This window comes from Anaerococcus sp. NML200574 (assembly GCF_026131665.1).
Taxonomy (GTDB): Bacteria; Bacillota; Clostridia; order Tissierellales; family Peptoniphilaceae; genus Anaerococcus; species Anaerococcus kampingae.
The window spans coordinates 1-20,702 of record NZ_JAMXSM010000001.1 but is presented as its reverse complement, the minus strand read 5'-3'; the positions used below and the strand labels follow the sequence as shown (position 1 = coordinate 20,702).

The 20,702-nt window shown below is 35.2% G+C and carries 16 protein-coding genes and 2 tRNA genes; 15 read left to right on the top strand and 3 right to left on the bottom strand.

Annotated elements, in window-relative coordinates:
• The first annotated feature begins 58 nt into the window (after positions 1-58).
• The 3 genes from NH286_RS00090 (at position 59) to murJ (ending at position 5,085) form a co-directional block, all read left to right on the top strand.
• Entirely contained in the window at positions 59-1,801 is a 1,743-nt protein-coding gene (locus tag NH286_RS00090) for an ABC transporter ATP-binding protein/permease (RefSeq protein WP_265235912.1), read from the top strand.
• The gene (locus NH286_RS00085; protein WP_265235911.1) at positions 1,791-3,449 is read left to right on the top strand and encodes an amino acid ABC transporter ATP-binding/permease protein; all 1,659 of its coding nucleotides are present in this window, start codon (positions 1,791-1,793) and stop codon (positions 3,447-3,449) included. The genes NH286_RS00090 and NH286_RS00085 overlap by 11 nt, the downstream gene beginning before the upstream one ends.
• A 64-nt stretch (positions 3,450-3,513) precedes the next feature.
• Entirely contained in the window at positions 3,514-5,085 is a 1,572-nt protein-coding gene (gene murJ / locus NH286_RS00080; protein ID WP_265235910.1) for a murein biosynthesis integral membrane protein MurJ, read from the top strand.
• Positions 5,086-5,147: 62 nt separating this feature from the next.
• Here the strand turns inward: murJ and NH286_RS00075 are convergent, their stop codons facing one another.
• Entirely contained in the window at positions 5,148-6,878 is a 1,731-nt protein-coding gene (locus NH286_RS00075; protein WP_265235909.1) for a hypothetical protein, read from the bottom strand.
• Entirely contained in the window at positions 6,871-7,776 is a 906-nt protein-coding gene (locus NH286_RS00070; RefSeq protein ID WP_265212120.1) for an AAA family ATPase, read from the bottom strand. Before NH286_RS00070 ends, NH286_RS00075 begins: the two co-directional genes overlap by 8 nt.
• A gap of 130 nt (positions 7,777-7,906) precedes the next feature.
• On the opposite strand from NH286_RS00070, the gene NH286_RS00065 reads away from it, so the two are divergent.
• From NH286_RS00065 to hisS, 12 genes are all read left to right on the top strand, one after another.
• A complete protein-coding gene (locus NH286_RS00065; RefSeq protein WP_265235907.1) occupies positions 7,907-8,347 on the top strand; it encodes a MarR family winged helix-turn-helix transcriptional regulator in 441 nt (146 codons plus the stop codon).
• The gene (locus tag NH286_RS00060) at positions 8,347-10,110 is read left to right on the top strand and encodes an ABC transporter ATP-binding protein (RefSeq protein ID WP_265235905.1); all 1,764 of its coding nucleotides are present in this window, start codon (positions 8,347-8,349) and stop codon (positions 10,108-10,110) included. The genes NH286_RS00065 and NH286_RS00060 overlap by 1 nt, the downstream gene beginning before the upstream one ends.
• On the top strand, positions 10,103-11,971 hold the full coding sequence (locus tag NH286_RS00055) for an ABC transporter ATP-binding protein (RefSeq protein ID WP_265235903.1): 1,869 nt from the start codon (positions 10,103-10,105) through the stop codon (positions 11,969-11,971). Before NH286_RS00060 ends, NH286_RS00055 begins: the two co-directional genes overlap by 8 nt.
• 61 nt (positions 11,972-12,032) lie before the next feature.
• Positions 12,033-12,701 (top strand): response regulator transcription factor, encoded by a 669-nt coding sequence (locus NH286_RS00050; protein WP_265235901.1) that lies wholly within the window; start codon positions 12,033-12,035, stop codon positions 12,699-12,701.
• Positions 12,694-13,641 carry a sensor histidine kinase gene (locus tag NH286_RS00045; protein WP_265235899.1) on the top strand — a complete coding sequence of 316 codons (948 nt, stop codon included), beginning with the start codon at positions 12,694-12,696 and terminating at the stop codon, positions 13,639-13,641. Before NH286_RS00050 ends, NH286_RS00045 begins: the two co-directional genes overlap by 8 nt.
• A gap of 80 nt (positions 13,642-13,721) precedes the next feature.
• Positions 13,722-14,480: an ABC transporter ATP-binding protein gene (locus NH286_RS00040; RefSeq protein WP_265235897.1), complete on the top strand. Its 759-nt coding sequence runs from the start codon at positions 13,722-13,724 to the stop codon at positions 14,478-14,480.
• Entirely contained in the window at positions 14,467-16,389 is a 1,923-nt protein-coding gene (locus NH286_RS00035; RefSeq protein WP_265235895.1) for an FtsX-like permease family protein, read from the top strand. Before NH286_RS00040 ends, NH286_RS00035 begins: the two co-directional genes overlap by 14 nt.
• 106 nt (positions 16,390-16,495) lie before the next feature.
• Complete coding sequence (locus NH286_RS00030) at positions 16,496-17,839, top strand: MATE family efflux transporter (RefSeq protein ID WP_265235893.1); 1,344 nt, start codon at positions 16,496-16,498, stop codon at positions 17,837-17,839.
• A 187-nt stretch (positions 17,840-18,026) separates the two neighbouring features.
• Positions 18,027-18,101: transfer RNA gene (locus NH286_RS00025), tRNA-Gly, on the top strand.
• A gap of 11 nt (positions 18,102-18,112) precedes the next feature.
• Positions 18,113-18,186 (top strand) — tRNA-Cys (locus tag NH286_RS00020).
• A gap of 43 nt (positions 18,187-18,229) precedes the next feature.
• Positions 18,230-18,904 carry a DUF6873 family GME fold protein gene (locus tag NH286_RS00015; RefSeq protein ID WP_265235891.1) on the top strand — a complete coding sequence of 225 codons (675 nt, stop codon included), beginning with the start codon at positions 18,230-18,232 and terminating at the stop codon, positions 18,902-18,904.
• A 57-nt stretch (positions 18,905-18,961) separates the two neighbouring features.
• Positions 18,962-20,251, top strand: a complete 1,290-nt coding sequence (gene hisS / locus NH286_RS00010; RefSeq protein WP_265235890.1) for a histidine--tRNA ligase — start codon at positions 18,962-18,964, stop codon at positions 20,249-20,251.
• A gap of 313 nt (positions 20,252-20,564) precedes the next feature.
• Here hisS and NH286_RS00005 read toward each other — a convergent pair.
• The coding region (locus NH286_RS00005; RefSeq protein WP_265236152.1) for an IS3 family transposase at positions 20,565-20,702 on the bottom strand (138 nt) is incomplete at its 5' end.

The window sequence follows — 20,702 nt, the reverse complement described above, 5'->3', positions numbered from 1 at the left end:
AAATGAACAATGTTCGATATTTAAAGAACCTTGTAAATCAATATATAAAGGAAAGCATATGATTAATAAGAAACTTATGAAAATCTTGCAAGGATCAAAAAAATACCTCTATTGGAATTTATTTTTTAGAATCTTGTCCTTGCTCATGCAAATCGGAATAGTCTCAATCTTTAGCCAGACTCTTTCCTGTCTTTTAAGAAACAGTCTTGAAGAAATATCTCTTTGGCAAATAGTTTTATTTGGATTTTTGCTCATATCTATAAAACTTTTTAGTCAATATATGGCAAGCCGCATAGCCTTTATTTCTACTAAGGCTATCAAAGAGAAGATGAGAAAGATAATTTTTGAGAAAATGATGGATTATAGGATAAATTATAGGGATAAACTATCAACATCATCGCTTTTACAATTATCTGTAGAGGGAGTAGACCAGCTAGAAATATATTTTACATCCTACTTGCCTCAACTTTACTATAGCTTCCTAGCTGCTTTTATTATCTTTATATTTATAGGATACATAAGCATAGATGCAGCGCTTTGCATGATTTTGTGCCTGCCACTTATTCCCGTATCAATAATTCTGGTACAAAAGATAGCCAAAAAATTATTAGGTTCTTACTGGACATCTTATACCAACTTAGCCGATATTTTTCTAGAAAACCTAGAAGGCCTTACCGAATTAAAAATCTATGATGTAGATGAGTCTAGACAAAATTTGATGGATGACTTTGCAGAAAAATTTAGGAAGGCTACCATGAAAGTCCTACTCATGCAGCTTAATTCCACATCCATAATGGATATAATAGCCTATGGTGGGACAGCTGCAGGCATTGGCATTGCTATCTTGGAATTTTCAAAAAATTCTATAAATATATTTGGTCTTACTTTTATAATCCTACTAGCAGCAGAATTTTTCCTACCTCTTAGGTTGTTAGGGTCATTTTTCCATATAGCTATGAATGGTATAGCAGCTTCTAATAAGCTGATGATCCTTATAGATAGCGATAGCGAGGAAGTTGGCAAAGAAATAATAAAGGAAGATAAGCTTGGTATATCTTTTAAAAAAGTGAGTTTTTCTTATGACGTTAAGAGGGAAATTCTGGATAATATAAGTTTTGATATAAGGCCAAATCAGCTAACAAGTCTAGTTGGAGTAAGTGGTTCTGGCAAATCTACTATAGCTAGGCTAATAAAAGATTCAAAGCTTACTTATAGTGGGGAAATTCTACTAAATGATATAGAAAAAACTTTTTATATTCCAGACAATCTAAATAAAAACATCGTAAATATAGACTTTAATGCAAGACTTTTTAAGGGAAGTGTCAGGGAAAATTTATCTATAGCACATCCTAAGCTAAGCGATGAAGATATGATAGGGGCCCTCAAAAAAGTTAATTTGTATGAATTTTTTGAAGGCCTTTCAGGTCTTGATACTCCTATTTTAGAAGAAGCTTCAAACCTATCAGGAGGTCAAAGGCAAAGACTAGCCCTTGCTAGGGCTCTACTTTTTAAGGCTGAGTTATATATCTTTGATGAGGCAACAAGCAATATAGATGGGGAAAATGAAAGAGAGATAATGAAAGTGATAAGAAAGCTTGCCGAGGAAAAATCAGTCCTTATCATCTCACACAAGCTTATAAATCTTGTAGATAGCGATATAATTTATTTTCTCGAAGATGGAGAAATTAAGGCAAGTGGTGACCATGAAAGTCTTTATAAGTCTTGTGAGCCTTATAAAAATATCTTTGATAAGCAAGAAGAGCTTTGCTCTTACGCTATGGGGGTAGGAAATGAAAAATAGAAGAAACGGCCTTGTGGTCATGAAAAATATGATTGGCCTTGTAGGGGACCTAAAAATATATATGCTTATAGCAGCCTTTATTGGAACGCTTGGTCATTTGTGTGCAAGTTTTGTCACGATTTTTGCTGGCTACGGTCTTTTAGCTAATATAAATAATGATGGTAGGAATATTTTATTTATCAAGCTTATGTTTGCCATAGCAATCTTAAGGGGGATTTTCCACTATATAGAGCAATACGCCAACCATTACTTGGCCTTTAAAATTTTGGCAAAGATAAGGCACTTAGTTTTTAAGAAAATGAGAAGCCTGGCGCCTGCAAAACTATCAGGCAAGGATAGGGGCAATCTTATAAGTCTTATTACATCAGATATAGAGCTTTTGGAGGTATTCTATGCCCACACCATTTCCCCAATAGCCATAGCGATTTTGTATATGATATTTATGGAAATATTTATAGGGAGCTTTTCAATCTACCAAGCCCTCCTTGCTTTAATGGCCTACCTAAGTCTTGGCGTCCTTTGTCCATATTTTATAAGTAGAAAAAATTCTGAACTAGGGCTTGACCTAAGAAATAAAAATGGAGACTTAAATTCCTTTGTTCTTGAAACAATCAGAAATATAGACGAAGTAAAGCAATTTGACCTTAGGGATTCTAAGCTTAAGACCCTAAGAAATAAATCCAGGTCTCTAAGAAAAACTGCCAACAAACTCGATATATTAAAATCAAAATCAGAAGCTATGATAGGGGCTTTGATCTTAGTTTTTAGCTTTTTGATGTTAATTTTATCAGTCTACCTATTTCAAAATAAAATCATAGACATAAAGGGAGTTGTAATTCCAGTCCTTGCTATGTTTTCAAGCTTTGGACCTTTTGTAGCCCTATCAAATCTAGGCAATATCTTATCCCACACCCTTGCTAGTGGTGATAGGATTTTAGACCTCTTAGAAGAAGAGCCTCTTGTAAAAGAAGTCGAAGGATATTTAGACATGGAAAAATTTGGAAGCGCAAGTATTTCTGATATTTCCTTTGCTTACAAGGATGAAAAAATCATAGAAGGCTTATCTTTGGATATACCTAAAAATAAAATTTTGGCTATATATGGTAAAAGCGGCTCAGGTAAGTCAACTCTACTTAGGTTATTGATGAGATTTTGGGATGTTGATTCTGGAAAGATAGAAATAAATGAAGAAAATATACAAAATATCCCAAGCAAAAACTTAAGGAAAATGCAAGCTCTCTTGGGTCAAGATACTTATATATTCAATATCAGCCTAAAAGATAATATAAGAATTGGAAAAATTGGGGCAAGTGATGAAGAAATAAGACAAGCTGCTAAAAAAGCTTCAATCCATGAATTTATAGAATCTCTCCCTGATGGCTATGACACTTTGGCAGGAGAGCTTGGAGATAGCTTTTCAGCTGGAGAAAGGCAAAGAATTGGCATAGCCAGGGCCTTTCTCCATGATGCAGACCTTATGCTCTTTGACGAACCGACATCTAATCTTGATATCTTAAACGAGGCGACAATACTTAAGTCAATCAAAAAGGCTAGTAAGAATAAGACCATCCTTCTGGTAAGCCATAACCTATCTAGCTTATCAATTGCAGATGAAAAAATAAAAATAGAGTCAATGAGGAAATCTTAGCATATATTTGTCCTTTATAAGCTTAAATGATATAATAACACATATGATATAAAGAGAGGTTCTTATGGGACAAACAACACTCATGCTTATGATCATAACCATAGTCTCCAAAGTCTTTGGATTTGTCAGAGAGGCTGTGATGGCATCCTTTATCGGGGCAAGTGATCTAAAAAGCATTTACACAACAGCCAATACCCTGCCAGTAGTTGCAGCAAACTTTGTGGCAGTCGGTATTATTTCAGGTTTCATACCAATATATAACAAGGCAAAAAACGAGGAGGGCGAAGCGGCCGCTGAGGAATTTACATCAAATATTTTCAATATTTTGATGAGATTTGGCCTTGTTGCAGTAGTCCTTGGTATAATTTTTGCAAGACCATTTTCAAAAATTTTAAGCCCATCCCTAGAGGGAGAGTGGCTAGATCTTGCCACAAATTACACCAGGATAATGATGTTTGCAGTCTTTGCTTACCTTTATTCAGCAGTCTTTAGGGGATATCTAAATCTAAAGGGTAATTTCTTTGACCCAGCCATAACCGGTATATTGATGAATGTGATTATAATAATTTTCACCATCCTAACCGGTATTACTGGCAATCCTTACCTTTTAATAATCGGGGCACTTTTAGGAAATGTTCTCCAGTATATCCTATTTCCAAAAGCTGCGAAAGATGCAGGTTACGAACATAAGAGAACATTTGATATTCATAATAAATATGTAAGAAGCTTAATGCTTATATCAATTCCAATTATAATATCATCTGCGGCAGGCGAGCTTTCTATAATTGCAGATAACTCAATGGCTTCAGCCTTTTTTGGTAAGGCTGCAATTTCAAAGCTATTTTACTCAAAGACCATGCTTACCCTAATCACAGGTGTAATTACAGTTTCTGTAACTACAGCTATCTTTCCAAAGATTGCAAGCCTTGGCCAATCCGGTGAGTTTGAGCAGATGAAGGGGGAAATATCATCTGCAGTAGTTACTACTATGAGTCTAGTAATACCTGCCACAATCGGCATGATGGTTCTATCTAGACCAATAATAGAGCTTGTTTTTGAAAGAAATGCCTTTACAAGCGATGATACAGCCATAGTTGCAAGTTTGCTTACAGCCTACTCACCTTATATAATTTTCCAATCTTTGTCAGATGTGGTAGATAGGGGATTTTATGCGGTTGGCGATAGCAAGACACCAGTTATAATTGTAGTTATGCAACAATTTTTAAATATTATCCTAAACTTTATACTAATTAAGTTTTTTGATCTAGAGGGACTTGCCTATGCAACAGTTTTATCAACTGCCATAGGATCAGCCTTTATGCTTTATAAGTTTAGGGACAATTTTGGGGCCTTTAACTTTAGACAGGCTGCCATATCCCTAGGCAAGATTATCCTTGCTACATGCATAATGGCATTTCTTGCCATGCTTACCTATTCAGGACTTGCAGGCAAAATAAGCCATATTATAGCTCTTTTTGTGGCAATTATTGTGGCAGGATTTGTCTATGTATTGCTTATTTTACTAGCTAGAATTCCAGAAGTTATGGAACTTGTAAATCACATTTATCATAAGCTATTTGGAAGAAGGGAAAAAGAAAAAAGAGTAGCCAAGAAAAAAAGAAAACAAAGATATTAAAAAAGAGCTAAAGCTTTAGCTTTCCTGAGATTAACTCTTGGAAAGCTAGGCCCTAGCTCTTTTTACATTTTCATTATTGTATTTTTTATAAAGATTGATACGACCTTAGAGAAGTTTTCTAGGCTACTTATCTTACAAAAATCTGCCCCATAGATTAGCTTGGCATTTTCTAAATCTTCATCTTCGCCGGTAAAGACTCCAAGGACTGATACTTCATCGTTTTTGATATTTCTAATCTCCTTGGCTGTGTCATTTACGGCAAGTTCTCCCACATATTGGTTTTTTTGAAGGAGCTTAACTGTATTTATATTTGCCTTTTCATCGTTTGGTTTGCCATCTGAAAGGATTATTAGGATGTGCTTTTCATTGTCCTTAGTCTTATCTATTAGCTCATTTAAAAGCTTAAAGGCTAGGCCATCTCTATTTGATCCTGAGGCAAAGTATTTATAAATCTCATTGTTTTTGTGTTTTTCATTATAGTCCCTAAAAATATTAAAGACTGTGTGATCTCTTAGGGTCGAATAAGACATGACCCTAATTGGAATACCAACCTCATCCATGGCATTTTCTATGATGTAGGCTTGGTTGGCTATTATCTCTTTCCTTTTATTTTGACTGGCCGATGAATCTAGGAGCAAGTCCACCTTAAAACTAGATACATCGTCATTTTCCATATTGTCAAAGATATTAAAATCTTTTAGGACGGCTGCCCTCCAGGCCTTGGTTGAATCAACCATGCCGTAGGATTTAGAAATTTCTGAAAAATCTTCATAATTAGCTATAGAATTTTTTATAGTCTGGGCAAGTTCCTTAATCGAACGGTTGTTAATTGCTAGGTTTTTTTCTATATAGGACTTGTTTTTTTCGTAAACTTCATCCCTATTTTTCTTATAAAACCTGGCATTTGGGCTATCCTTGTAGATTCCTTTTGTAAAATAAAGGCTCTTGCCAGCATGGACTCCCTTGGCTACTTTTTCTTCTAGGGCTCTGACCTTAGCTTCTGGGTAGATGCTTTTGCCGTAGAAGTCTTCTATAAATTCATCACTTGTGTGGTAGCCTTCCTTATCAGCATTTAAGAGGATTAGGTGCCTATCATTGTCCTTTTTCTTATCTTCCAGGTAGATATTGCCTGTAAATTCTGCAGAACCTATGTTAAATTGATCCTTAATAAATTCATCAGAAAAATCTGCCTTTTCTTCATCCTTTTTAGAAGATTTAAAATCCTTAGGCTCCTTATCCTTGATCATTTCATTAAGGAGGGCCTGGTTTTCTTCTGACCTTTCAAAGGCAAAATATGTCTTAAAGACCTTATTTAATTTATCAATAAGGTCTGCCGTATCTAGTGTATAGATTTTAAAAATTTCATTGTAAATATTTCTAAAAAGGGCTCCTTCTGTGATTGGCTTGGCTAGGACCTTGCCATAGTAGGCCTTTTCAATTTGTTCTTTTAGGTCATCTGCCTCATGGTAGCGGTATTTGCGTAGGACTTTACTTGCGTAGGTCTTTCTGAACTTTTCTATTACTAAATTAGAATCTTTAAGACTTTTAAAGGCTATATCCTCAATCAAGAGATTTGTTATATAGGAAAATTCCTCATAGAAGGGATTTTCATCTCTTAAATAAGCAAAGAAAGAATCAAGCATATCAAAATCAAAGGTCTTTATGATAAAGCCTGTTGTCATATTTTTATAGACTTGATCCATTGGATAGGATTTTTTGGGGATGAATTTGTAATCATCCGCAAAGTCCCATATTATGTTGTACTCTCTTATTTTTTCATAATTTTCATTCATCAAAGACACTCTCATCTATTGATTCAGGTATTTTTGTTTTGATAGCATCAAGGACTATCTCCCTTTCAAAGGCATCAAAGGACTTATTTACAAGACCCATCATAATCGCCTTATAAGGATTTAGTCCCACTCTCATTATCTCGATTGCTCCGATTAGTCCTCTTAGGTCGACTGGTTTGGTTGATATCTCGTTATTTTCGCTCTTTGTTTGTAAAGATATAAAGACATCAATAAAGGCCTTGCGGTATTTTTCCTTTAATTTTGGGAAATTATCTGTAAGGAGCTTATCAAGGTTAGACTCGCTGATGTTTGGCACATTTATAATCATAAACCTAGAAGCAAGGGCTTCATTTAATTCACGAGTGCCTACATAGCCGTAGTTCATTGTCCCTATAAATCTGGTATTTGGATCAAGCTTTATCTTATCAAAACCAGAAATTTCGATAATCCTCCTGTGGTCAAGACTTGCGTGGAGGACTGAAATAGCCTCGTTTTTAGCCATATTAATTTCATCTAAGATTGCAAAACCTCCATTGAGGGCTGCCTCAAAGATAGGCCCCTTCCTAAATTTGACCTCACCATCCTTAAAGGTATCAGCCCCGATAAGGGAAGCAAAGTCTGTATTGACGTGGAAGGAAATATCATAGGCTGGCCTTTTAAATAAATAGGCAAGGTTGGCCGCAAGGACATTTTTTCCTGTAGCCTTAGCTCCTGTAAGGAGGATATTTTTGCCTGCAAGAAGGGCTGCAATTGCCTCTTCTAAGACTTCTTTTCCATAATATTTATATTCTGGCTTAATGACCCTATCAGAATCATCAAGGCCATTTTCTTTTCTATACTTTTCTAATTGGGCAATTAAGTTATCATTTATGCCCTGGTCTTTTAAATAATCTATCATTTTACACCTCTAAAATATTATACATAAAAAAATTTGATTTTCGACTTATCTTCTTGACTTAGTCCCAAATAGTACTATAATAAATATAGATAAATTAAAATTGTTTATTTACTTTAGAGAAAGAGGGAGTATGAATTTTGAAAAAGAACCCATATTCTCTATTTTTTCTTTGCTAAGATGTGCCAATGGCCTAAATAAGGAGAGGGCAAAAGTCTATGGCCTAAATGACCTAGAGACTATCGTCCTAATCCACATAGGCTTTATGGAAAATCCTACCCAAAAGGATATATCTGAAAGGCTGAGTGCTCCCAAGCAAACAGTCAACAATATCATCAAAAATCTAAGGGAGGACGGTCTAATAGACCTAATCCCGGATGAAGTTGACAAGAGAATCAGAATCCTAAGGCTTACTGAAAAGGGCAAGAAAAATAAGGATGAGAGATTAAAACCGATCAATGAATCAAATGTTAGAATGAAAGAGAGATTGGGCGATGAGAAGGTTAGAGAGATAAAAGATGCTCTTAAGCTTTTGATTAGCACAATCAAGGAAGATTTAAAAAAGGAGGATTAATGGAATCTATAAAAGAATTTAACAGGTCCTTTTCTTATATCAAGAAATACCTGGGAGAGTACAAGAAAAATCGAAATCTTTCTAGGATTTTTACAATTTTAGAGACTATACTTGAGCTACTTATTCCATACCTTATGGCCCTTACCCTTAATAATGCTGTTCAGGGCAAGGACTTGGGAATGGCTATTAAGTATGGAATCTTGATGGTAATAGCAGCTCTTTTGACAATGTTTTTTGGTATGAAGGCTACAAAAAACGCCGGAATTTCATCATCAGGCATGGGTCACAATGCCCGTCTGGCTCAATTTGAAAATATCCAAAGATTTTCTTTTGAGGATATAGATTATTTTGGGGTCCCATCCCTACTTACAAGACTATCATCAGATGTCCAGCAAATAGCCATGTCTATGTTTATGTCGACAAGATTTGTCATTAAGACTGTGGCAATGGCGGTAGTTTCTTTTGTTTTGGCCCTAAATGCATCGCTTAAATTATCTTTGATATTTTTAGTAGCTGTGCCAATTTTATTTGCCATGCTTATGGGCCTTGCAAGCTTTGCTATACCTAAGTTTAGGAAGGCGAGATTCCAATATGATAAATTAAACCTAGTCATAGAAGAAAATCTTAACAACTCCAGGGTTATCAAGGCCTTTGTGAGGAAAAGATACGAAATTGACAAGTTCATGGTCCAAAATGAAAAGATGTTTGAATACGCAGATGGATCTCAAGGACCAATGTCATATCTATTTCCAATTGCCAATGTAATCTTATTTGCAACCTTCGTAGCCATTACCTACTTTGGAGGAATTGAGATTATAGAAGGCAGACTTGGGGTAGGCGACTTGGTTTCCTTTAATATGTATGCGACAATGCTTCTAGGCGCCTTTATAGGCATGTCTATGGTTCTTACTACCTTCATGGGAGCTTCTCCTGGCATTACCAGGGTTGTAGAAGTTATTGACAGGAAGCCTTCAATGGATAATAGTCAAAAAATCGAAGGCCTAAAACTAGAAGATGGGTCAATTGATTTTACAGATGTATGCTTTAAATATGAAAAAGATTCAGACCAATACCAATTAGAAGATGTAAATCTTCACATAAAAAGTGGTGAGTCTGTAGGAATTTTGGGATCAACTGGTTCCTCAAAATCAACCCTAGTTCAGCTTATTCCAAGACTTTATGACATTTCTTGCGGATCGCTTAAGGTAGGTGGCCATGATGTTAAAGATTATGACCTAAAGACTCTAAGAGATGATGTAGCAATCGTCCTTCAAAAAAATACCCTATTTTCAGGAACTATTGCAGATAACTTAAGATGGGGAGATGAGTCGGCAAATCTAGGAGAGATTATTGAGGCAAGCAAGATTGCTCAGGCTGATGGCTTTGTAAAGGAACGTCACGATGGCTATGATTCAGTGCTTGGCCAAGGCGGAGTCGGTGTATCTGGTGGTCAAAGACAAAGGCTAACCATTGCCAGAGCCCTTATTAAAAATCCTAAGATTCTAATCCTTGATAACTCTACATCAGCAGTAGATACCAAGACAGAGTCAGCGATCATCGATGGGATCAACAAGTTTAACAAGGATCTTACAAAGCTTATCATATCTCAAAGGGTATCTTCCTTTAAATATGTTGATAGGATTATAGTGATGAATGAAGGAAAGATTGAAGCTATAGGCAGCCACGAAGAGCTTTACGCAAATAACAAGACCTATAGGGATACCTATGATATCCAGCAACAAGGAGGTGGAGCTAATGAATAATAGTCACAAGATGAATGGCAAATCATATAGAAGAACTATTTCGTTTTCATCAATAGCTAGACTTTTATCCTACCTTTTTGAATACAAGTGGCAGATGTTTTTGATAGTAGTTTGTGTAATAGTATCAGCCCTTACTCAAATTTGGGGAGTAAATATGCTTAAGCCTATCATTGACTCTTACATCTTAAAGGCAGATTTAGATGGGCTAAAGATAGCCTGCCTACAAATGGGTGCAATTTATTTTGTATCAGCAGCCACATCCTTTATCTATTCACGTCTTATGGTAAGGATAGGGGAAAGGTCAATAAGAAATATAAGGGAAGAATTATTTGAAAAAATTCAAAAAATGCCAATAAATTTCTTTGACTCCAACCAACATGGCGAGATTATGTCAAGATTTACCAACGATACAGACGTCCTAAGCCAGGCACTTGCAAATACAGTTCCAACCATAGTTAGGGCTACAATCATGTTTACAGGTACAATACTTGTCATGTTTAAGTTAAGCTTTGGCTTGACTTTTACCCTATTTTTGGGACTCTTGGTTATGATACCAATCCTATCAAAGATAGTTATTAAGTCAGCTAAAAGCTTCGGCGAGGGTCAGGCGAATGTATCTACCCTACACGGTTTTTCAGAAGAGACCCTATCTGGTCAAAAGGTAGTAAAGGTATTTTCTAGGGAAGAGAAGGCCTTTGATGATTTTTATGACAAAAGTGAAAATGTAAGGTCAGCCTTTGCCAGGGCCAATACCTATGCAGGTAGAATGATGCCATTTTTGATAAATATGGTAAATATCCTCTATGCGGCAATTACTGTTCTGGGTGTATATTTCACTATCCAGGGAGACCTCACAGTAGGTGTTCTTGCTGCATTTTTATCAAATATCAGACAAATCCAAAACCCAATAGTAAATGTCAGTCAACAGGCCAACATGGTCTTCCAAGCCATGGCAGGTGCTGATAGAATTTTTGAAATAATTGACATGCCAATAGAAAAAGACACTGGCTTTATAGAGCTAGTCAATGCCTATCAAAAGGCAGATGGCACAATAGAAGAATCTGACAAGCTAACTGGCCGCTATGCCTGGATGTGGGATGATGGAGAGAAGAAACACTACAAGATGCTTGAAGGAAGGCTAGAATTTAAAAATGTAGACTTCTCCTATGACGGTAAAAACCAAATCTTAAAGGACATCTCCTTCTACGCAGATCCAGGTGAAAAAATTGCCTTTGTAGGCTCAACCGGTGCTGGTAAGACAACCATAACCAATGTCATCACTAGATTTTATGAAATAGACAATGGCTCTATAGAAGTAGATGGGATAGATACTAGAGATATCAAAAAAGACCACTTAAGGCGTGCCTTTGGAATGGTTCTTCAAGATGTAAATCTCTTTACAGATACAATTGAGAAAAATATCAGATACGGAAGGCTTGATGCAAGCGAAAGCGACATAAAATCATCAGCCAAGCTTTCAGGAGCTGATTCCTTCATCAAGAGACTTCCTGATAGGTATCAGACAGAGATAAATGGCGACGGTTCATCACTTTCAGATGGTCAAAACCAATTAATATCAATCTCAAGGGCAGCCCTTGCAGAACCACCAATGCTAATTTTAGATGAGGCGACCTCATCAATTGATACATCCACAGAAAGGGATGTAACAGAAGCCATGGATAATCTTATGACAGGATCAACCTCCATAGTCATAGCCCACAGGCTATCCACCATCCAAAACTCTGATGTAATCATGGTAATGGATTCAGGTAGGATAATAGAACGTGGCAACCACGACAAGTTAATAAAAGAAAAGGGAACCTACTGGCAATTATACACAGGTAGGCTAGAACTTGATTAAAAATTGACCTCTCAATCTCAGATTGGGAGGTTTTGTGTTATAATAAAATAAAGGAGGGCCTATGTTTAAGATATTAATAGTAGATGACAGCCAGATAATAGCAAGCTCTTTAAAAAAAGACTTTGAGAAATGGGGCTATGAGGTGGTTTTAGTAGAAAATTTTGAAAGGGTCTTTGACCTTTTTAAGGAAGAGAATCCTTCCCTTGTAGTCATGGACATAGGCTTGCCATATTTTGATGGCTACCATTGGACCAGGAAAATCAGAGACATATCCAATGTCCCAATAATTTTCTTATCCTCAAAGGAAGATACCATGAATAAAATCATGGCAATGGAGATGGGGGCAGATGATTTTGTGACCAAACCCTTTGAAGTAGAACTTTTGACAGCCAAGGTCAAGGCTCTCTTAAGAAGGACCTATGACTATAAGCAAGGATCTGATAAGCTTGAAAAAGATGGCCTTATCTTAGATTTAAAATCCATGCAGGCAAGCTTTGCAGGCAAGTCTATCGACCTATCCAAAAATGAATTTAAAATCCTTGAGACCCTTATGGTAAATGCTGGCAAGGTCATTTCAAGGGATAAGCTAATGACAGCCCTTTGGTCGACAGATATATTTATAGATGACAACACCCTAACGGTAAATATCTCAAGGCTTAGAAAATCTCTAGAAAGCCTAGGGGTCAAAGATTTTATAAAAACCAAGGTTGGTAAGGGTTATTATGTTTAATTTTAAGTGCGCAATCAGAGAAAATAAAAGGCTTTTGATATTTTTTGCCATCATAACTTTTATCTACAGCCTAATATTTTTAGCCTTTGACCTAGAAAGATTTGCAATCATCTATGGCTTAATCATAAATATTTTCATCCTTTTGCTTTTTCTTTTATATGATAGTCAAAGAGAAAAAGAAAATAATTTTGAAAAAATTTTAAGGTCTAAAAATTTGGATAACAAGGCCCAGATAATAGCAGATGAATATATATTTCTGGATGAAAAATACAAGGACCTCTTAGTCGATTATAAGGATATGGAAGAAGCAACCAAAAATTTCTACGGCCTATGGATTCACGAAATAAAAACACCACTGGCTGAAAATAGGCTAATTTTAGCTGAGGAAGATCCTGATATTGACCTGCTTATTAAAAATAATAAGAGGATGGAAGCCTATCTTGATATACTTTTGGGCTTTGTGAGATTTTCTTCAAAGACAAATGACTATATCTTTAAGGAAGTCCTAATCGAACCCTTGGTTAAAAATATTATAAGGGATAAGTCCTATGACTTTATCAGCAAAAATATTAGCCTTGACTTGGGAGATTTATCCTACAAGACCATTACAGATGGCAAGTGGCTTAGTTTTATCATAAGCCAGCTTATAAATAATTCCCTCAAATACTCCAGGGATGCTGGTAAGATTAAAATATATTTTGAAGATGATAGCTTAATCATAGAGGACAATGGGATTGGCATCAAGAAGAGCGACTTGGCAAGAGTCTTTGAAATGGGTTATACTGGCGAAAATGGCAGGGCCTTTGGTTCGTCAACTGGCCTTGGCCTTTATCTAGTAAAATCAATTGGCAAGGATTTAAACCTATCCGTAAGTATAGATTCCAAGGAGGGCTCTTATACAAAAATTGCCATAAAATTTGATAAGCTTACAAAATTGTAAGATAAAAGGTCTCTTTGTAAGATAAACAAAGGGACTTATTTTTATCTAGCCTTTATAATTATATTATGAGAGGTGAAAATATGTTAGAAATAAAAAACTTAAGAAAAATTTATAAGGAAAATTCAGCAAATGCAGTGACTGCCCTAAAGGATGTGAATTTGAAAGTCGAAGATGGTGACTTCCTAGCCATCATGGGCGAGTCTGGATCAGGTAAGACCACACTTTTAAATATCATTTCCCTTATTGATAAGGAAACGAGCGGACAAATTTTCCTTGATGACAAGGAAATTCTATCCTTATCTGATAAAGAAAAGTCTGATTTTAGGAGGGATAATTTTGGCTATATCTTTCAAGATTTTAATCTTTTAGATAATTTTGATGTGAGGGAAAATATCCTCTTGCCCCTTGTGTTAAGGGAAGAAAATCCAGATAATTTTGATCATAAGCTTAAGCCTATTGTAAGTAAGCTGGGAATTGCTGACCTTTTAAATAAGTATCCAGCAGAAATATCTGGCGGACAAAAGCAAAGGGTAGCTGTGGCGAGGGCCTTAATTATCAATCCTAAGATAATTCTAGCAGATGAGCCTACTGGTCAATTAGATTCATCTTCTAGCGAAGACTTGCTCAAATATTTTGAAAAAATAAATGCTGAGGGAAATACAATTCTCATGGTGACCCACTCAAATATAGCGGCATCCTTTGCAAAAAGAGTTCTTTTTATAAGGGATGGGAAGATTTTTAATGAAATTTATAAGGCAGATGACAGCAGAGATCAGTTTTATAAGAGGATTTCAGATTCATTAAACTTTTTAAGGGCGGCCAAAAATGAAACTCACTAAGCGCCTTGCCCTAGATGGGATTAGAAAAAATAGAGAAGTCTATCTTCCATATATTTTGATTTATGCCTTTATGGTGTTTTCAATGACTTCGATTTTGCTTTTAATGAATGCCGATACTTTAAAAGATTTTTACGCCATGTCTAGCATTTATTATATATTGAAAATTGCTATTTATGTAATGGGGATTTTTTCTCTGATATTTTTATATTATTCAGATGGATTTTTATTAAATAAAAGACTTAAGGAAATCTCCCTCTATGCGATTTTAGGCCTTGATAAAAAACATCTTTCAAAAATTTTGGCTTTAGAATCCTTAATAATATCAGCCTTGGGATATTTAATGGGTATAATATCTGCTACAGTCATATATAAATTGCTAGAAACAATTTTTTTGAAGCTTATGCTAATGGAAGGAAATTTCTACCTAAGTTTTGCAAAAGATGCCTATATAATTAGCTTCTTGGTTTTTGCAGGAATTTCCCTACTAATTTTATTGACCAGGATTATAAAAATAAAAAGAAAATCAATCCTAGACTTATTTAAGGAAGAAAAGACCTTCAAAAGGCCAAGAGGTATGGTCATAAGTGCAATTGTCGCAATAGTTTTGCTTGGTTCGGGATATTATATAGCCCAAACCATGAACAATCCTTTAAGGGCTCTTACCTACTTTTTCTTAGCTGTCCTCCTGGTAATGATAGGTACATTTTTCCTTTTTTCTTCACTTTCTATAGTGATATTAAAAATGATGAAGGCTTCCAAATCTTATTACAAGACTGAAAGATTTATCTCAGTTTCAAGCCTTATTTTTAGATTAAGGTCAAATGCCAAGGGCCTTGGATCAATTACAATCATGTCCACAGCTGCTATTATTTTATTATCCTCATCCATAGCCCTTTATAGGAGTGTTGAGGATGTGGGTTCTAGACAGTATCCAAGAGCTGTGGGCCTCGCTTCTTCTAATGAGTATTCTATTGACCAGGTTAAAAAAATTATCAAAGACAATAATCTAGAGGCAAGAAATATTCAAGATTACAAAAATATGCCTCTTACATTTGAAAAAGATGGAGATACCTTTAAGGCCAGGAGAGAAGGCTATGCCTTTACAAACCCAAATGCAATGGATGATAAGGCTATGGGAATACTGGTAGAAGTCATAGACGAATCAATACCAGAAGCATCTTCTTTAAAAGATGGAGAGTTTTTACTCTATAAAGCTCCTAAGTTGGCTAATTTTTCAGAACTTGATATAAATGGCCAAAAATTAAGGAAAAAGTCAGATATTAAAGATTTCCCATATAAAAATTCTGGAAATACTTCAATAGTGTCCTATATGTTTGATTTTTATTATCTGATAGTCAAAAATTTAGACCAAAATTTAAGCATAGATGAAAATAAAATAGTTCATGCCTATAATTTTGACCTAAGCGATGAGGATATGGCGATTTTTAAGAAAAAAACTAAGGATGTCCAAAATGAATTTGGCATAGGCTTTCATGATGATTTTGTCTTGGAAGGCTACAAACTCTACGGAGCAATATTTTTTGTAGGTATATTTTTGGGATTGATTTTTATGGTTGCAACTGGCCTGATAATTTACTACAAACAAATTCAAGAGGGCTTTGCTGACAAGAATAAATATCAAAGCCTAAGAAAACTTGGCATTGGCGAAGGGAAAATTAAAAAAACTATAGATAAGCAAGTTCTGGTATTTTTCTTCCTACCGCTAATAGTAGCAGGCGTCCATGTAGCTTTTGCCTTTAGGATGATTTCAAAAATATTTGTCATGCTAGGATCTGTCAATGAATCTATAAAAATTACTTCCTTTATAATAGGCTTTGTAATATTTGCTTTTTTGTATCTCATTTATTACAAATTCAGCAGCAGGGAATACTACAAGTTAATCTCATAAAATTTCGGCTCTTTCGAGTCGATTTTTTATTTGAATCTTTATTTTAAGTGTTTTCTTGACCAAAGAGGGGCTTAGAGTTATATTATATGTATCTTAAGGAGTATAAATGAAAGAAAAATCGTTATTAAAGAGTTATTTAAAATATTTAATACCTACCATCACGACCATGACCTTGTTTTCAACCTACACTATGGTGGATGGTATTTTTGTTGGTAGGGGTGTTGGAAGCGAGGGCTTGGCAGCTGTAAATATTGCTATGCCCTTTGTGACCTTGGCCTTTGCCTTTGCAATATTGATATCAATCGGTTCTTTAAATCTAATCGCCCATGAAAAGGGCAGGAACAATAAAAAGGGGGCTGATGAATTTTTTAGCCTTGGTATGGCAATTTCTGTAATATTTGCCATTTCCTTATCTCTAGTAGGTCTTATTTTTATAAATCCACTGGTAAGGGCCCTAGGAGCAAGCGGTCATATGGTTTATATGGTCAAGGAATATCTATCAATTATCATTTATTTCTTGCCCTTTTATCTGACTTCCTATGTCTTTGAGATAATGGTAAAGGCTGATGGCAGACCATCAATTACCACGATTCTCATGCTTATGTCAGCCTTAACCAATGTCAGCCTTGATTATATATTTATTTTTAAATTTCATTGGGGACTTAAGGGAGCTGCTGTAGCGACAGGTCTTGCTCAGACTATCCCTACTATTGGCTATCTAGCTTATTTTTTATCTCCTAAGTCATATCTTAAATTTAAAAAGTTTAAATTAAAGGCCTTCATGGTCAAGGAGATTTTTTCTTATGGTTTTCCAGCATCTTTGTCAGAGCTCTCGTCAGGTTTTTGCACCCTAGTATTAAACCTAGCTGTAGGAAGGCTCTACGGGGAAGAAGGTCTTGCAGCCTTTTCAGTAATTGCTTATGTTATGATTTTTGTAGTAAATACCATGCTTGCCATAAATCAATCAAGCCAACCACTTATCGGCTACTACTATGGGGCAAGAGAATTTGAAAAAATACCTGTACTTAGGAAATATATATTAATATCTGTTGCGAGTTTGTCACTTATTATGGTTTTAGCAATCGAAATTTGGCCGGAATTTTTTGTAAATGTATTTTTGACAGATGTAACAAGCGAATTTATGGCCTTTGCAAGCAAGGCTCTTAGGATATTTTCTATATCTTTCTTAATCCTAGGATTTAATATAACAAATGGTGGCTATCTCACAGCTGTAGCTAAGCCAAGATTTGAATTTATTATTACAATCTTAAGGGGATACGCCCTAGTTTTGGCTGTTAGCTTTATAATAACTAACTTCATGCCAAAAGAATACATCTGGTCAACCATCACAATTTCTGATTTTCTAACATTAATTATCGGGTATTTCTTGACAAGGCTTGAGTTAAAAGAATTAAAAAAATTAAGCGAAAAGGCTAGGAGACTAAAATAGGAATTCTCCTAGTCTTTTCTCTTGGAAACTTGCAGCAAAAAAATTTTTATTATTACTTGACAAGGAACAAAAATTATCTTATAATATAAGAGTAGTCGCTGAGAGATTAGAAGCGATTAGTTGAAAAATAAAGATTTTTTTAAAAAAATTCTTTACAAATTAAAAATTTATGTTATAATATTTGTATGCGGATGTGGCTCAGTGGTAGAGCATCGCCTTGCCAAGGCGAGGGTCGCGAGTTCGAATCTCGTCATCCGCTCCATTTTTTATTATGGCGCCATAGCCAAGTGGTAAGGCAGAGGTCTGCAACACCTTTACCCCCAGTTCAAATCTGGGTGGCGCCTCCAAATCATCCCCAGCAATGGGGATTTTTTTATTGAAAGGATTATTATGTTAATTATTTCCTATAAGGCAAGCGAAGAATTTAAGAGATTTTTAAAAGAAAATGAGATAGAATTTATTTTGACTAGTCCAAATCCTAAATTGGATTCAAGGATAGATGACCATCCAGACCTATCCTTATTTAAGCTAGATGATAATAAAATCGTAGCAGCAGAAGCGGTTTATGATTATTATAAGGATAAGCTTAAGGGCTATGAGATAATCAAAGGAGAGGATCCATCAGAAAAATTTCCTTATGACGCAATTTATAATGTTGTTAGCTTTAAAGATTTTTATATTCACAATGATTTTACGGAAGGCCACATTCAGAAATATTTCAAAGATAATAAGATAAAGCATCTAAAAGTAAAGCAAGGCTATAGTAGATGTTCAATCATTCCTCTAAAGGATTCTCTAATCACAGCTGATTTTGGGATTTATAAGGCCTTAAAGGATAAAATAAAGATTGACCTGGTAGAACAGGATGAAATTGCCTTAGATGGATTTGACCAAGGATTTTTGGGAGGATGCTGTGGCCTTGTAAGAGATAATTTGATTTTTACAGGAGATATTAGTAAGCATAAAGCTTTTTCTAAACTAGAATCTATTTGTGAAAATCAAAATATAAAGATCATCTATCCAAAGCTTGATTTGATAGATTACGGGTCATTAATTTGCCTATAGCAGAAAATCTTATTAATCGTATAATGTATTGTAGTAACAAGACAAAGAGAGGGATTTATGAATATAGTTAGACCATCTACCATAGCTGGTGTTATGGAGCTTTTGCCAGAAGACCAGTTAGTTTTTGACAATATGAAAAATATTATCGAAGAAACTTACAAAAAATATCAATTTCTACCAATAGATACACCTGTCATAGAAAAAAATGAAATTTTATTTGCCAAAGGTGGAGGAGAAACTGAAAAGCAAATCTATGAAATAGCCTCAGATACACGCGATATGAGTCTTAGGTTCGATCTTACAGTTCCCCTTGCTAGATATGTGGCAGAGCACTTTTCGGACTTGAATTTCCCATTCAAGCGTTACCACATAGGCAAGGTTTATAGGGGAGAGCGTAACCAAAAAGGCCGCTATAGGGAATTTTACCAATGCGATATAGATATAATTGGCCACAACAAGCTTGCCATAGAAAATGACGCTATCCCACCAAGGGTAATCTATGAAATTTTCCAAAAATTAGATACACCTGATGTTAGCTTTAGGATTAATAATAGGAAGTTATTGAATGGATTTTTTGAATCTTTAGGAATTGATGATACAACAGAAGTTTTAAGGCTGATAGATAAGAAAGATAAGATGGGTCTTGAAAATATGAAAGAAGACCTAGTTAAACTACTTGATGAAAAAAGGGCAGAAAAAATAGCTTCTTTTATAGAAGCTGCAAATTCTAACCAAGAAACCCTAGAGAAGTTTGCTGGTCTTGTAGAAAATGACCTTTATGAAGAAGGACTAAAAGAGCTAGGAACTGTCTATAAATACATGATAAAACTAGGCATACCAGATGAAAATATCAAGCTTGATCCGTCAATCACAAGGGGCCTAGATTATTACACAGGTACAGTCTATGAGACCTTTATAAATGGCTATGAAAAAATCGGCTCAGTATCATCCGGTGGCCGCTATGAAAAATTAGCAGACAACTTCACCAAACAAGCCCTACCAGGAGTAGGCATGTCAATAGGCTTAACCAGGCTATTTTATCAACTAAAAGAAATAGGTCTAGTAGATAAGAAAGAAGAAAACCTAACGGAAATTTTAATAATACCAATGTCTGAAGAAGAAAACTTCTACGCTATAGATATCCTAAATATCCTTCACGATAAGGGAAAAAGCGCAGATATCTACTTAGAAGGTGGCAAACTAAAAAAGAAATTTTCTTACGCTGATAAGATAGGGGTAAAATACGCCTATATAATAGGTGGAGAAGAAAGAGAAAACAAAACCATCACAGTTAGAAATATGAAGACTGGTGAGCAGGAAAGTATTGATTTTGATAGTCTTAGATAAGGGATTTTAGGGGGCTTCCCCCTAAAAATCCTCTTTTTTTTATCCAAGATAAAAGTATTTTTTTTAATGAATGGTTATTATTTACTTTAATTCTTCGTAATTTAATATTTTAATAAATTATATCCATTTGCTATTGAATCTTCGTCTCAAGGGGGAATCCCTAGGGAACGTTTCGCACGTTCCCTCATCGGACGGAAACCCGTTTGCTACGCAAACTCATTCGTGCTCCCGCACTATGTTTCCGGCATAAACGCCCTGGATTGTCAACACCTATTTGTACAATCTAAAATCGAACGTACTAATTTAAGATTAACTAATAATATATATTTAATCTTAAATGTCTATATTTAACTGGTGGCAAGTAACCTAAGGATCCATGGATCCTTAGGTTGTTGTACCAGTAAACATACTCTGATAGTTCTAATTTTAGTTGATTTAAACTTCTAAATTC